General features: G+C 33.1%; 13 protein-coding genes. 8 read left to right on the forward strand and 5 right to left on the reverse strand.

Going from position 1 to position 16052, the window contains the following annotated elements; genetic code table 11:
- Positions 1 to 2: 2 nt before the first annotated feature.
- The 4 genes from B8063_RS05360 to B8063_RS05375 form a co-directional block, all read right to left on the reverse strand.
- Positions 3 to 1472, reverse strand: a complete 1470-nt coding sequence (locus B8063_RS05360; protein ID WP_085070220.1) for a glutamine synthetase family protein — start codon at positions 1470 to 1472, stop codon at positions 3 to 5.
- A 68-nt stretch (positions 1473 to 1540) separates the two neighbouring features.
- Entirely contained in the window at positions 1541 to 2866 is a 1326-nt protein-coding gene (locus tag B8063_RS05365) for an NAD(P)/FAD-dependent oxidoreductase (protein ID WP_075521156.1), read from the reverse strand.
- A gap of 105 nt (positions 2867 to 2971) precedes the next feature.
- On the reverse strand, positions 2972 to 3322 hold the full coding sequence (locus B8063_RS05370; RefSeq protein WP_085070222.1) for a hypothetical protein: 351 nt from the start codon (positions 3320 to 3322) through the stop codon (positions 2972 to 2974).
- Positions 3323 to 5659 (reverse strand): aminomethyltransferase family protein, encoded by a 2337-nt coding sequence (locus B8063_RS05375; protein WP_085070224.1) that lies wholly within the window; start codon positions 5657 to 5659, stop codon positions 3323 to 3325.
- Positions 5660 to 5804: 145 nt separating this feature from the next.
- Here B8063_RS05375 and B8063_RS05380 point away from each other — a divergent pair, with 145 nt between their 5' ends.
- The 6 genes from B8063_RS05380 (at position 5805) to B8063_RS05405 (ending at position 11190) form a co-directional block, all read left to right on the forward strand.
- Positions 5805 to 6752 (forward strand): ABC transporter substrate-binding protein, encoded by a 948-nt coding sequence (locus B8063_RS05380; protein ID WP_075521153.1) that lies wholly within the window; start codon positions 5805 to 5807, stop codon positions 6750 to 6752.
- An 80-nt stretch (positions 6753 to 6832) separates the two neighbouring features.
- On the forward strand, positions 6833 to 7210 hold the full coding sequence (locus B8063_RS05385) for an MORN repeat-containing protein (protein WP_075521152.1): 378 nt from the start codon (positions 6833 to 6835) through the stop codon (positions 7208 to 7210).
- A 5-nt stretch (positions 7211 to 7215) separates the two neighbouring features.
- Positions 7216 to 7761: a hypothetical protein gene (locus tag B8063_RS05390; protein WP_085070226.1), complete on the forward strand. Its 546-nt coding sequence runs from the start codon at positions 7216 to 7218 to the stop codon at positions 7759 to 7761.
- Positions 7762 to 7823: 62 nt separating this feature from the next.
- Positions 7824 to 8852, forward strand: coding sequence for a quaternary amine ABC transporter ATP-binding protein (locus B8063_RS05395; protein WP_075521150.1), 1029 nt, complete (start codon positions 7824 to 7826; stop codon positions 8850 to 8852).
- A 3-nt stretch (positions 8853 to 8855) separates the two neighbouring features.
- Positions 8856 to 11009: an ABC transporter permease gene (locus B8063_RS05400; protein ID WP_075521149.1), complete on the forward strand. Its 2154-nt coding sequence runs from the start codon at positions 8856 to 8858 to the stop codon at positions 11007 to 11009.
- 7 nt (positions 11010 to 11016) lie between these two features.
- Positions 11017 to 11190 (forward strand): cytochrome oxidase subunit III, encoded by a 174-nt coding sequence (locus B8063_RS05405; protein ID WP_075521148.1) that lies wholly within the window; start codon positions 11017 to 11019, stop codon positions 11188 to 11190.
- Between the two features lie 21 nt (positions 11191 to 11211).
- Here the strand turns inward: B8063_RS05405 and B8063_RS05410 are convergent, their stop codons facing one another.
- On the reverse strand, positions 11212 to 12543 hold the full coding sequence (locus tag B8063_RS05410) for an NAD(P)-binding domain-containing protein (RefSeq protein ID WP_085070228.1): 1332 nt from the start codon (positions 12541 to 12543) through the stop codon (positions 11212 to 11214).
- 135 nt (positions 12544 to 12678) lie between these two features.
- Between B8063_RS05410 and glpK the strand changes: the two genes are divergently transcribed.
- Positions 12679 to 14160, forward strand: a complete 1482-nt coding sequence (gene glpK / locus B8063_RS05415; protein WP_085070230.1) for a glycerol kinase GlpK — start codon at positions 12679 to 12681, stop codon at positions 14158 to 14160.
- Between the two features lie 177 nt (positions 14161 to 14337).
- On the forward strand, positions 14338 to 15987 hold the full coding sequence (locus B8063_RS05420) for an ABC transporter substrate-binding protein (protein WP_445082351.1): 1650 nt from the start codon (positions 14338 to 14340) through the stop codon (positions 15985 to 15987).
- Positions 15988 to 16052 lie beyond the last annotated feature (65 nt).

Consider the following 16052-nt stretch of genomic DNA (forward strand, 5'->3'; position numbering starts at 1 on the left):
TATTATGGTAAGCAATCTAAATAAGTATCAAGATCCCATTGAGTTGTTGCACCCAAGAATCTTTCCCACTCATCATTTTTATACCAGTGGAAGACTTTGTACATCTCATCTGGCATTGCAGATTTAATTACATCATCTTCTGCTAATCTTTCTAAAGCTTCACCTAAACTTAATGGAAGTTTTTTAACATCCTTACCAGCTTTTTGAGCTTCATAAATATTTCTAGACTCTGGAGCAGCTGGTTTCATTTTTTTAGAAATACCTTCATCACAAGCTTTTAGTAACGCAGCTCCTAATAAATATGGATTGTGCATACTATCTACTGATCTGTATTCAAATCTTCCCGGGGCAGAAACTCTTAAACCACAAGTTCTGTTTTGATATCCCCAGTCAGCATAAACTGGCGCCCAGAAACCTTGATCCCATAATCTTCTATATGAGTTAACGGTTGAAGACCCTAAAGCAGTTAATGCAGGTAAATGTTTCATGATACCAGCAATTGATTGTAAACCAATTTTACCTGGCATCTGCATATCTTTAGTATCAGGCATAAAAGTATTTGTTCCACCTGAAACATAACTAAAAACTTCTTCAACACCTGGTAATTTTTTATGGCCAAGTTTATTTACTGAAACTTTTCCACCTTTCCATAAAGACATATTGGTATGACATCCACTTGCAGACACACCCATAAATGGTTTAGTCATAAAGCAAGCTATCAATCCATTTTCTCTTGCAACCTGTGCACAGATTTGTCTGTATGTTGAAAGTCTATCAGCATTTCTTAAAACGTTATCATATGTCCAGTTTAATTCTAATTGTCCTGGTGCATCTTCATGATCTCCTTGGATCATATCTAGACCCATTGCTTTTGAATATTCAATTACTTTCATAAAGACTGGCCTTAAAGATTCAAATTGATCAATGTGATAACAGAAAGGTTTTGAGAAACCTTTTCCAGTTGGTGTTCCATCTTGATTTTTTGTTAACCACATCATTTCTGGTTCTGTTCCAACTCTTAATTCTAGACCATGCTTTTTCTTAAATTCATCCATGAAAATTCTTAAATTTCCTCTGCAGTCAGAAGTTAAATGACCACCTGGATTTTTTCTTTCTTCTCTATTTCTAAAACATGTACAAAAAACTCTTCCAACTCTTTTGTCCCAAGGCAACTGAACAAAAGTTTCAGGGTCAGGAATACCAACTAACTCCATAGCCTCTGGTCCATAACCAATATAATTATTGTGACGATCTAAAAATAAGTTTGCAGTTGCACCGTAAACTAATTGAAAACCTTTTTCTGCAGTTCTTTCCCAATGATCTGCTGGTATACCTTTACCAACAACTCTTCCTGTAACAGAAATGAATTGAAAATAAATATAAGTTATTCCCAACTCGTTAATTTTTTCTCTAACTTTTTTTACAAGTTTTGCTCTACCTGGTTGATTTACATGTTTTTCTAGATCAGTCATTGTCCCCCTTTAAGAATTTTAAGTTCAAAAAAGTAACTGAAAAAAAAACGTCTGTCTACTTAGAACGGTTAGCTCCAAGGAAACGGACTGTTCGAAGTGGGGTGCAATTCACCTTTCGCGTATCGATTGAATCTAAACGGTTTTAACAAATCACTCTCTTGTCCTAAAATTTCTTGAGCAACCAAGTGTCCAACCCCAATCATTTTATAACCATGATTGGCATCTGCAATCATGTAAACGTTTTCAAAAAATCTATCGAAGATCGGAAAACTGTCTGGTGTTAAACATCCAAGACCACCTGATGGTCCTTTTCTATATAAATTTGATTTCCCTACAAATCTTTTTTGAATGTGAGCAAGAGCTGACGTCCACATATCTGCAAACTTATCTGTTGTTTGAAATTCTGGAGATTCTATTCCATATGGATCAACATTTACTTGGTCAAAATGTTTTTGAACAATGTATGGTGAAGTTCCGCCTTGAACACCTAAACCCTCGATATCAGGTTTATAATAAATTCCCCATAGTTCATCTGTAATTAATTTACCTGTTGCATCCGAATGCAATGGTGCATCTGTATCAACATGAATTACAGGCGGTTGTTTACCTTCATTAGTTTTCAGGTAATCTGCATCAACTCCAAGCACACCTTCTTGTAAAAACCAATATTTCCACATTTCAACTTCATGTGATTTTCCATCTTTACCTTTAATCTCAGTTGTCTTTGGAAGCTCTAACATGTTCCAAAAGTCTCTTACCCATGGACCTGCACCAACGACAACCTGATCACAATCAATAGTTCCTTGATCAGTTACAACTCCTGTAACTGCATTACTGTTACTTCCTCTTTTAAATCCTGTTACCTTAACACCTTTATGGACATGAACTCCATTGTTGTTAGCTTTGCTCTCTAAAGCTTTAATCGAATCTTTGTTAAATGCGTATCCACCTTTTTTCTCATGAAGAACAGAAGTTATTCCTTGAGCTTGCCAATCATCAAAAATTCCCTTCATGTAATTCATACAATCTTTTTCACCTTCAATAAAAACTGATTCATATCCTATTGCTTTTTGTTGCTCATAAATACTTCTTACATCTTCGTGCATTACTTCTGGTGAAATCTGCATGTAGCCAACTGGATTATATTTAAATGCTTTTGGATCACTTTCCCAAACTGAAACAGAATGGGCCATTAATTCTCTCATTGCAGGTTGGAAATAGTTGTTTCTTACAACTCCACAAGCAATACCACTCGCGCCTGCAGCTGTATCTTTTTTTTCTAAAACAACAACGTCCCCTGGATTTTTATATGTCTCTGATAATTTCCAAGCAGTACTTAAACCGTGGATACCTCCACCGATTATTACTACTTTTGCTTTTGTCGGTAATGACATAAGAGAACTCTATTTTTTGCATAGGGGAAATATATAATTTTTTTTATATCTAATTTTTATAAATAAATTAAGTAATACAACTTCAAAGTATTATCTAATAAGGGCTTAGAAGCTTAAATTTTTAAGGGTTCTTAAATAATCGTTGAATTCACTTACAAAAGATTGGCTTGGTTTTATGTGCTTCTTTCTTTGATCTTTCGATGTTTTTTCAAGATAGAAAAAACCTTTTTCACATGCCTCTGTAATTATAAGTGCTGATTTAGGTCTAGATGTTTTAAATAACTTTGTCTTAAGTTCCTCAACAGAAAGGTTTTGATTTAGTTTATAAGCAGTCATTACTAGCAACATCATATGATAATGAGAGGGTGATTTTCTAAAAAAATAGTTTGATGAAGTGTGTGATAGTTTTAATTGATCTTCCCAGAATTCTAATAAGTCTTTTGTAGCTTTTGACATTTAGGATCTAACTCTAGTTTTTTGTGGATCAAAGTGTGGAAATCCAACTATTTTAGCCGGAATTCTTTTTTGGTGACCATCAATTTTACCAACCTCAACATCTGTTCCTATTTCAGAATGACCAACATCAATTCTACATAAAGCAATGTTTTTATTTAATGTAGGAGATAAACAAGCACTTGTTACTATACCTACTTGTGCTCTTCCAATATGAACACAGTCACCGTGATTTGCTTTTTCTTTTCCAATTAGCTCAAGCCCAACTAATTTTTTTTGAGGATTTTCTTTTCTATTAATTAATTTTTCTTTACCAATAAAATCATCTGTTTTCGTTTTTAGCGGTACTGAAAAACCTATTCCTGCCTCAAAAGGATCTTGCTGGCCATCAAATTCATTTCCAAATAAAATTAAACCTGCTTCAATTCTAAGTAAATCTAATGCACCAAATCCTGCTGGAATTAAACCTTCGTCTTTACCTGCTTCCATAACTTTATCCCAAACTTCTGGTGCATGATCAGGATGACACCAAATCTCAAATCCAAGTTCACCAGTGTAACCTGTTCTTGAAACAATTAATGGAATTCCTTTTAAATTATCTGCTCTACAAATAGTAAATCTGAACCATTGAAGTTCAGAAATAGTTGGTTGAGTTGGTGGTGTAAAAATAAATTTTTCCAAAATTTTTCTGCTGTTTGGTCCTTGCAATGAAATATTATTAATTTGATCTGTAGAATTTTTAATTATTACTTTGTAATTTTTTTTCTTAGCTTGCTCTTTTAACCACTCTCCAGCATACTCATCACCACAAACCCATCTAAATCCTGTTTCACTTAATCTTAATAAGGTTCCATCATCAAACATCATTCCATTTTCATAACACATTGCAGAATAAACAATTTGACCAACTGACAATTTTTTTACATTACGTGTTAATGTATAATTCATTAACTCTTCTGCATCAGGTCCGATGATTTCAAATTTTCTCAAAGAAGATAAATCAATAACAACTGCTTTTTCTCTACAAGCAGTGTATTCGTTTATTACTCCATGTTTTGTGTAATCATTTGGCAACCAAAAGCCTCTTGCATCAACATAGTTTCTAGTTAACTTTGAAGTTCTCTCATAAAAACCAGTATTTCTTGTAAGTTTATTTTCAGAGTCTGTTTTCATTCTAAAACCAAATGATTTTGTGAATTCTTTTTTTTTGTCATAAGTTCTAACAAAAATATCAGTTGGATTCCAACCATTACAGCTATCGATATCACTAGGACAAGCTGTTGTTCCGCAAGTTAAATCTTTTAGTGCTTTAAATATTACATAGTCACCTGGTCTTGCATAAGACTCGTCAGACAAGACAGAGTTTTGACCACCTGCAGATGTGTTGAAAAATAAGTTTATTGCATGCCAACCTCTTTTTTTTTGAACACCAAATTTTTCCATACTTTCATTAAGATTATCTGAACAATTAGCGTGCCCAAAATATCCAGCATCTTCATAGTATTTAGATGTACAAGCTAAATTGAAAGTATCATGAATACCAACTGTATCTCTTATAACTTCAATTAAAGGCTCATGGTCAACATCATAAAATTTTGAGAATAAACCAGGTCCAGGAAAAGTATGACCCATGAAAGTTCTTGTTGTTTGCCAGTCCAAACCGTTTTCTTGTCCTTTATCTAATTTAGCAGTATCAAAAGCTACAAAATCTGAGCACTGCCTTCCTGTAGGTGTAATTACTTGTATATAATCTCCTTCTTTAACTTGATAAGCATCAGCAGTTGTTCTTTTAATATCTATTTCTCCAGATGGATCATATACAGGATCAGGAATTACCGAGAATTCTTTATCTCGCTTTTTTTCAGCTCTTTTAACTAAAACAGTTAAATCAGTTGATGGGTTTTGTTCATGTACTAACATCGCATTTCCTGGTGCAGAAATTATGCAATAACATTTGTCTTTAGATTTTAATTTTATAGTTTCTTTAGCAACTGTATCTTTATCAAAAAGAATTGCTGATTTAGATTTTTCTATATCTAGGTTTCTTTTTTTTAACTGATAGAGAGCCTGTAAAGAAGTTTCGTTTTTGTTAAATAAAATTTTTTTTATTTCAGAACTATTTTTACTTTCTTTTAAATTTAAAATTCCTAACTCAGATTTTCCATCTTTGTTAAAAACTGTAATTTCGCAAATTTGATTTCCTTCATCGTTAATAATTTCAATTTCATCATCAGGAAGAATTTGAACACCAGTTAGTCCTCCACCATTCACTACATATCTTTCAACTCCAAGTGGAAATACATTTAAGCCAGGTTCTTTTATGTTTAAACTTGTTTGCATAAACTATTTGTCACGGCATTATTAATTATAAAGTATAATAACAGTAGTCATAAAATTTATATATATTTAATATAATTAACTCGTATTGACTATAACACTGAATTTAAGGATACTTTAAGTACTTAATATTAAGAAAGGGGAAATAATGAGAAAATTAATATCTCTACTGTCAGCAGTAGTTATCTCTGTAGTAAGCTTTGCAGGTATATCTAATGCAGCTGATAGTAAAAAACCCATCGTAATCCCAACACATAACTGGTCAAGCCAAATTGTTATGGCATACGTTATTGGTGGTATTTTTGAAAGTATGGGTAACAACGTAAAATACGTTAACGCAGACTCACAAGCAGTATACGAGTCAATAAGAATTGGTGATGTAACAATATCACACGAAGTTTGGGAATCTGCATTTGGTAAATCATTTACAACTGCTTTAGATAAAGGTGGTTTAATAGATATGGGTGACCATGAAGCTAGAACGCTTGAGGATATGGGATATCCGAACTGGGTTGTAGAAAAAGGTTTATGCCCAGGATTACCAGATTGGACAGCTTTAAAAAATCCAGATTGTGCAAAAAACTTCACAACTCCTGATTCACCAGATGGAAAAGGAAGAATGTTAGAAGGTCCACAAACTTGGCATGGTGACTTAATTCCTCAAAGAGTTGATGCTCTTGGATTAGGAGATCTATGGTGGGTAAAATTTGCTGGAAGCGCAGATGCACTATGGGCTGAATTATCAGCAGCTGAAAAAGAAGGAAGAGGAACAATAATCTTCAACTGGACACCAAACTTTACTGATGGTGCTGGTTTTACATTTATTGATTTCCCTCCATACACAGCAGGTTGCAGACCTGAGGATGGTGGAGATGGAAAATGTGGATCGCCAGATGGTTATTTGAAAAAAGCGGCACATGAAGATTTTCCAAAAACTCATCCAAAAGCAGCAGCAGCTTTCAAAAAATTGTCATTCTCTACAAGTCAAATTGGAGCAATGGCAGCTTTAGTTGACGTTGATAAAATGACTCACGAAGATGCAGCTAAAAAGTGGTTAGCTGATAACAAGAGTGTTTGGCAAGCGTTTACTAAATAAGGGTAACAGCTAAAATTTAAATCCTCCCCAACTTTGTTGGGGGGGATTTTTTTTTAATTTATCTTGTGTAAAATATTATTATGAAAAAATATTTTATTTTCGTTTTTTTAAGTTATTTGATCAGTTCCACAGTTTTTGCTCGAAGTACGGGGTGTAAAGAAGGAAATTGTGAAAATGGTTTTGGTAAATGGATTTATACAGACAAAACAACTTATGAAGGAGAATGGGTTGCAACAAAAAAACAGGGTCAAGGAACAGAGACTTGGCCTAATGGATATATCTATAAAGGTGAATTTAAAAATAGTATGTGGAGTGGACAAGGAGTTTTAACATTCCCTGATGGCTCAACGTATGAAGGTGAGTGGAAAAATGGATTTATGAATGGCGAAGGAACATTTACTTGGTCTGACGGAAAACAAAAATCAGGTATTTGGGAAAATGGCAAACTCCAAGAATAATTTAAATGAATACTTACTTAAATAAATTTAGATCATTACCAGAATCTTTAAGGCAATTAATTGGTCTTATTTTTATTACAATTATTATAATTATCTCATTTTCAATTTTAAATACTATCTTTGGCCAAGGTGATGAATTAGTTAAAAAGATGAAATTAGAGGAAGAGAGAATAGCTAAAGAAAAAAAACTGAGTGCATTAATATCAAAATTACCATCCGGTATTTTGGTAACATTTGACGGCACAGATCATTTTAAATTATCTGATGAGTTATATGAAGCTGTATGTAAAGCCACAAAATTAATTCCACAACGTGCAATCATGGGTGCAAATTTTTTGAATTTTAGAGCACACGAAATTTATACAATTAATGGAAACAAAATAGATGAAACATTTGTTAAATGGGACTCAGAGAAAAACAAGTGTTTTGCAGGTTTTACGGTAAGTGGGAATAATGTAGGTGTAGACGAAAGCATCACAGTTAGTGGTGAGGCATTAAGCTTTTTAAGCACAGGAATAGATACAAGAGTTTATTACATTAAAAATTTTTAATTTGGAGATGGATAATTATATCGATTTAACTTTGTCTAAATTTCATATAATTTAAATTAATTATGTCGGAAGCCGTTATTAAATGTGAAAATGTTTATAAAATTTTTGGTACTAATGCCCAAAAAATGCTTCAGGAGGCAAATGGCAATGTAGACGCCAAAACATTCCAAGAAAATGGATGTATCGTTGGCGTTAACGATGCTTCTTTTGAAGTTTCTAAAGGAGAAATGCTTGTTGTAATGGGATTGTCTGGATCTGGCAAATCGACATTACTCAGATGCATATCAAGATTGACTGATGCAACAGGTGGAAAGATTTTTATCGAAGGTCAAGATTTGCTTAAATTGAATAATAAAGAATTGATTAATCTTAGAAGAAATAAAATGGGAATGGTATTTCAAAGTTTTGCATTACTGCCACATAAAACAGTAGTTGAGAATATTGCATTTCCTCTACAAATTAAGGGAATTAAAACTGAAGACAGTATTAGTAAAGCAATGGACATGGTCAAACTTGTTGGACTCGATGGAAGAGAAAACTATTTTCCAAGAGAACTTTCAGGTGGACAACAACAAAGAGTAGGTATTGCTAGATCTTTAGCAGTTGAACCAGATATTTGGTTCTTAGACGAACCATTTTCAGCATTAGATCCCTTGATAAGAAAGGAAATGCAGGACGAATTTCTAAGACTTCAAGAAAAACTCCAAAAAACAATTATGTTTATAACTCATGATTTTGATGAAGCATTAAAGCTTGCAGATAGAATTGCAATTATGAAAGATGGAATTATTGAACAATTAGATACACCTGCAAATATAGTTTTAAATCCTGCCACAGAATACGTAAAAAAATTTACAGAGGAAGTGCCTAGAGAAAAAGTATTAACCATTGAAGATGTAATGGATAAAACAAATTCTGAAAGTTCTGATTTAAAAGTTTTAAAGGATGAAATTATAGAAAATGTTGCAGAAAAAATCCTTACCCAAGAAAAATCAGTTTCAGTTATTGATCAAGATAATAAAATTGTTGGCTCAATTAATCCGTCTAAGATTATACAAACAGTATTTGGAGGCAGAAAAAGTAATAGCTAAATTATGGACATTATAAAAAAATATCCAAAAGTTTTTCAATGGTTGTTTTTATTAGCTGTATTTTTTGCTTTATGTTTTGCAATAGACGTTCCAGAAACTTATAAATTTATAAGGGGCCAAGCAGAATTTGTAAAAGATCCCAATCAAAGTACGTTCGTATTTCTTGGCAAAGAAGTAAGATATTACGCATTTGATGTATTTTGGAGATTACCCCCACTACTTGGATGGCTACCTATTTGGATTAATGACTCTTTGTTCTTCTTAATGAATGAATGGATGCCAATGGAATTTTGGAATGAAGATACACAAGAATTTAAAACTCGACCTTTGCTTTTACAAATTAGCAGAAACCTTACTGCTTTTATGACTTTTCTAATTGAATTAATTAGAGAGATTTTATTGGGAGGTCTTGAAACTATTGTTGCATTTACAAGTTGGGATTTTATTGATGCATATCCGTGGGCAGAACTCCCAGGTTTGCCATGGACTATTGTAGCTGCTGGCTTTGCAATCCTTTCATACAAATTAAGCGGTAAAGGCCTTGCTATATTTGCCGGTCTAACAATGGTTTACATTTCTATTTTTGGTCAATGGAAACCTTCTATGCAAACACTTTCTTTTATTTTAGTTGCGGCTCCATTATCTTTTGCATTTGGTTTAGGCCTTGGTATTGCAGCTTTTAAAAGTAAACGAGTTGAGAAAGCATTGTATCCAATATTGCTTGTTATGCAGACAATGCCACAATATGCAGTTTTGGTTCCAGCGCTTGTGCTTTTTGGGGTAGGCGATCACGCAGCTGTAATAATAACCATGGTAGTTGCTGTACCACCAATGATATTACTAACTTTATTAGGTTTAAGAGCAATTCCCCCCGAGGTTATTGAAGCCGGTAGAATGAGTGGGTGCACTAATTGGCAATTGATGTTCAAAGTATTAATTCCAACAGCAAGAAGAGATATATTGATAGGAGTGAACCAGGTAATCATGGTCTGTTTCTCAATGGCAGTTATTTCTGCATTTATAGGTGCAAAAGGATTAGGTTTTAATTTGTTACTTGCTCTAAACCAATTAAATATTGGATTAGCATTAGAGGCAGGTTTATGCATTAGTTTGATTGCAATTCTGTTAGATAAAATGTCATTAGCTTGGGCAAACAAGCAAATAGATTATTTTGGGAACTTAACTTTTTATCAAAGAAATAAAAATTTAATATTCTTTGGAGGAGCATTTATTATTGGTATTTTATTAGCTTATGCAGGTTCATTTTATTTTAAAGAAGGATTTAATTATTTATTTGAAGTTCCACATAACAAAGGAATTTCAACTGCAGATTTTTGGAACAAAGGAGTTGATTGGATTTTTGAAACTTTCTTCGTTTACATTAAAGCTTTCAACACATGGTTAATTCAAGATGTTCTTCAACCAATGAGAGCTTTATATTTAAGAATGCCAGCGGTTGCTACTTTAGTACTTGTGGTTGGAGCAGGATATTTGATAGGTGGAATTCGTTCAGCTTTAGTTGTGTGTGCCTTAACGTTGTTTATTGCTCTAAGTCCATGGTGGGATAGAGCTCTAGTTACAACTTACATGGCAACATTTGGTGTAATTATATCTTGTATAATTGGTTTTACTGTTGGAACCCTATGTTTTCAAAACAAAAATTCAGCAAAGTTTATGTTGGGAGTTTGTGATATTTTTCAAACCTTTCCTTCGTTTGTATATTTAATTCCTGTGATGATGTTGTTTGGTATTACAGATACATCAGTTCTAATCGCCGTGATAGTTTACGCAACTATTCCTGCAACAAGATACACAATTGAAGGATTAAGAAGTGTGCCTGCAGGACTACACGATGCTGCAACTATGTCAGGTGTAAATAAATTTCAAAGGTTAACTAAAATTGAATTTCCTTTAGCCTTCCCGCACATGATGCTTGGCTTAAATCAAACAATTGTTTTTGCGTTATTCATGGTAATTATTGGAGCCTTTATTGGGACAGAAGATTTAGGACAATATATTTTAAAAGCTTTATCAGATAAAAATGGAGCAGGAATTGGTCTTACTTTAGGAATTTGTGTTGCCTTTATTGGATTGATTTTTGACAATCTAATAAGAACTTACGTTGGAAAAAGAAAAAAACATTTAGGAATAGATTAATCCAAATATGAAAAATCAGACTATCAACTTAATTGGATGGATATTGTTTATAGTTTCAGCAATAGGGTTTGTGATATCAAGTATTGGTAGTTTTTGGGCAATGTTTGGAAGTTTATTTTTTTTATTTGCCTGTTTTGTATTTTTAATTCCTTTTTTCAGAAAAGATAAAAATCAAATATAATAACTAGTTCTAAAAACTTTTTTATTTATTTAAAAAAGTTTTTAAAGAGTCATCCATTGCCGTTTCCCAGGGCGTATGATGAATTGGTGCAACTGAACCTGTAACAGGTGAAGAAAATGATTTATTTCTATAAGTTAAAATGTCTTCAACTTTATGGTGCTCCCATTCTTTAAAATGTTTTCTAATTAATTCAAAATCAATTTTTGGATAATCACTCATTTCATGAAGCTCTTTGGTGTACTCTGTTTGAAAATCGATCATTTGATCCGGATTTTCTAATTTTTCCTCCATATCAACCCATTTTTTAATATCACCATCGATTTCACTGTCACTTGGCATTTTTATTTTCCCCATTATCACATCTCTTGCATACCATGCTTGGCAATCAAACATATTAAAAGTATGAAACTGGTCCTGCATACCAAGATAAAGAAGTTTATGATTATCCTGCCACACAACACCTTTGTAAAGTTTTGGAGGATAAAGCCTGTTGTGAGTTTTAAGTTTAAGACTTTCCTCTAAAAAAGGAAAATGGTGAAGATATCCTGTACATAAAATTATAGCATCGGCCTCTTGTTCCGTACCATCTTTAAAAATTGCTTTTTTTCCCTCAAGACGATCCAGATAAAAGACTTCTTTCATTCCCTCGGGCCATTTAAATCCCATCGGGTTATGTCTGTAGCCTATAGTTACACTTTTAGCTCCATACTTATTACATTGTAAAGCAACATCTTCAGCAGAGTAACTACTGCCTAATACAATAACATTTTTACCTCTGAACTCTTCTGCATCTCTAAAATCATGCGAGTGCATTATTCTTCCTGGAAATGATTTCATACCTTTGTATTCAGGTATAAATGGAACTGAAAAATGACCAGTTGATACCACGACATAATCAAACTCATCCGTTTGTATTTTATCATTAACTTTATCTTGAAAACTTACTTCAAATTTATCGTTTTTAAATGATGTATTTAACACTCTAGTGTTAAATTTAATTTTACTTTTTAAATTACCCTGACTTACTCTTCCAATTATATAATCTTGTAAAACTTCTCTTGGTGGAAAAGATGGAATAGGTTTTCCAAAATGTTCATCAAAAGAGTAATCAGCAAACTCTAAACATTCTTTTGGTCCATTTGACCATAAATACCTATACATACTGTTTGGAACAGGGTCTCCATATTGATCAGAACCAGTCCTCCAACTATAATTCCAAAGACCTCCCCAATCTTCTTGTTTATCAAAACAAACTATTTCTGGAATTTTTTCACCCTTCTTTTCTAAATGTTCAAATGCTCTTAACATTGAAAGTCCACAAGGACCTGCACCAATAATTGCTACTTTTGTCATCTAAAATTCTCCACTGAATAAAATTTATAAAATAATTTTACTAACAAATCATGAAAAATTAAATCATAAATAAATTAAACTTTGGAATAAAATTTATATTAAATAATAGAAAAAAATATTAGACTATTAATAAATATGAGAAAATTTATTGTATCTATTGACCAAGGTACTACCTCTAGTAGAGCAATTTTATTTGATTTAAAAGGGAAACCAGTTTTTGTGTCACAGCTAGAGTTTACTCAATACTTTCCAAAAGATGGATGGGTAGAACATAATCCAGAAGAAATTTGGTCTACAACACAAATAGTTTTAAAAAAAGTTATTCAAAAAAGTAAATCACTTAAGGGAAAAATTTTAACAATTGGAATAACAAATCAAAGAGAAACAACAATTCTTTGGGATAAGCATACCGGAAAGGCTGTTTACAATGCTATAGTCTGGCAAGATAGAAGGGCAGTTGAATATTGTAATAAACTTATAAAACAAAAAAAAGAAACGTTAATTTATAATAAAACTGGTTTATTAATTGACGCTTATTTCTCAGCAACAAAAATTAAATGGATCATAGATAACGTTCCAAAAGCAAAACAACTTATTAAACAAAAAAGATTATTATTTGGAACAGTAGATTGCTTTTTACTTTGGAGATTAACGAGAGGAACCAATCATTTCACAGATGCAACAAATGCAAGTAGAACTATGCTATTTAATATAGCAACAAATAAGTGGGACAAACAAATATTAGATATTTTAAAAATTCCAAGTCATATACTTCCTGAGGTAAAGGATAGTTCTGATGATTTTGGTCATACAGACCCAAAGATTACAGGAGAGTCGTATTCTGTTACTGGGATGGTGGGAGATCAACAGTCTGCAACAATTGGACAATGTTGTTTTGAATCAGGATCATTAAAAAGTACTTATGGGACTGGAGCATTTGTTTTGCTTAATACTGGAAATAAAATTATTTATTCCAAAAATAGATTACTAACTACAATTGGATATAGAATTAATGGAAAGACAACCTATGCACTTGAAGGGTCAATATTCATAGCAGGTGCAGGAGTTCAATGGTTAAGGGATAAAATAAAATTTTTAAAAAAGGCAGCAGATTCAGAAAAAATAATAAAAAAATTAAAAGATAATCACGGCGTTTATCTGGTTCCAGCCTTTACAGGCCTTGGAACACCATATTGGAATGCAAAATCTAGAGGTGTTTTAAGTGGTTTAACAAGAGACACCGGAATAAGCGAAATTGTTAGAGCAACAGTAGAGTCTGTTGGGTATCAAACGTATGATTTATTTGAAGCAATGAAAAATGATGGGCTTCGTCCAAAAATAGTTAGAGTAGATGGAGGTATGGTAAAAAATAATTGGTTTTCACAATTTTTATCAGACATAATTAATATAAAAGTATTAAGACCAAAAGTTGACGAGACAACCGCATTAGGTGCAGCCTTTATGGCAGGTTTAAAAATTGGAGTTTACAAATCTCTAAACGACATTTCAAAAAATTGGTCTTTAGATAAAAAATTTTCTCCAAAATTGAAAAACAAAGATAGACGAAAATTAATTTTTGGATGGCAGAAAGCAATTAAAAGAACTTTGATAACATAATTCAACTAAGAATTGATTCAATTATATATTTAATCTTTACAGCACTCAGTAATTTTTGTTACATTTTACACTCAATAAACACAAGAGGGGAAAAATAAAATGATACGATCATTTAAAACAATCTTAGCTTTTGTTGCTTTATTCTCATTTACCACAAACTCTTATGCTGATGGCCACATGGCAGCAATAAAGAAATGGTCAAATGGTGAGTTTAAACTTTCGACTCTTTCATCTAAACAAAGAGAGAAAGAACTAAAATGGTTTCATGATGCAGCCAAACCTTTTAAAGGTATGGAAATCAATGTATTATCAGAAACTATTCCAACTCACGAATATGAGTCTAAAACACTAACTAAAGCTTTTGAAGAAATCACTGGGATCAAAGTTAACCACCAGTTACTTGGTGAAGGTGAAGTAGTACAAGCTGTACAAACACAAATGCAAACAGGAAGAAACTTGTATGATGCATATATCAATGACTCTGATTTAATTGGTACGCACTCAAGACTTCAACTTGCAGTTAACCTGACTGATTGGATGGCTGGTGAAGGTAAAGCAGTTACATTGCCTACATTAGATATCGATGATTTCATCGGAAAATCATTTACAACTGGTCCTGATGGAAAATTATATCAACTTCCAGATCAACAATTCGCAAACCTTTATTGGTTTAGAAAAGATTGGTTTGATAGAGCTGATATTAAAGCAGGATTTAAAAAGAAATATGGTTATGATTTAGGTGTACCAGTAAACTGGTCTGCTTATGAAGATATTGCAGAATATTTCACTAACGATGTAAAAGAAATCGATGGTGTTAGAGTATACGGACACATGGATTATGGTAAAAGAGCTCCTGATTTAGGTTGGAGAATGACTGATGCGTGGCTATCAATGGCTGGCGCAGGTTCTGTTGGAAAACCAAATGGTGTACCTGTTGATGAATGGGGTATTAGAATGGAGTCTGGAACTTGTAATCCAGTTGGTGCTGATGTTGCAAGAGGTGGAGCAGCTAATGGGCCAGCAGCGGTTTACGCAATTAGAAAATGGGATGAGTGGTTAAGATCATATGCACCTCCAGGAGCTGCTAGTATGGACTTTTATCAATCACTCCCTGCATTATCATCTGGTAACGTTGCTCAACAGATCTTTTGGTACACAGCGTTTACTGCATCAATGGTAGCGCCTAAGAGTTCTGGAAATAAAACAGTTGATGACAATGGAAATCCTTTATGGAGAATGGGTCCTTCACCAAAAGGTCCTTACTGGGATGAAGGCATGAAGCTTGGATATCAAGATGCTGGATCATGGACTTTATTTAAGTCTACACCAGTTGATAGAAGAAAAGCTGCATGGTTATATGCTCAGTTCGTTGTCTCAAAAACTGTATCTCTTAAGAAAAGCCACGTAGGTTTAACTATTATAAGAGATAGTGATATTAACCATAAATCATTCACAGAGAGAGCTCCAAAATTAGGTGGATTAGTAGAATTCTACAGATCACCTAATAGAGTATTGTGGTCACCTACAGGTATCAACGTTCCGGATTATCCGAAACTTGCACAAATATGGTGGCAACAAATTGGAGATGTAAACTCTGGTGCTTTTAGTCCTCAGGAAGCTATGGATCGTCTTGCAGAAGAGATGAACTTAGTTATGTCCCGTATGGAAGCTGCTGATAAAGCTAACAATACGTATGGTGGATGTGGACCTAGATTGTCTGAACCAAAAGGAGCAAAATATTGGTTAGACCAACCTGGATCACCGAAAGCAAAACGTAATGAAAAACCTCAAGGTAAAACTGTTCCTTACGAAAAAGCTTGGAACTAGTTTTATTTTGAAAACACTTTCAAATTAAAAAGAAGGACGTCTTATATGACGTCCTTCTTTCTTTA

Origin of the sequence: Candidatus Pelagibacter sp. RS40 (assembly GCF_002101295.1) — a bacterium.
Classification (GTDB): Bacteria; Pseudomonadota; Alphaproteobacteria; order Pelagibacterales; family Pelagibacteraceae; genus Pelagibacter.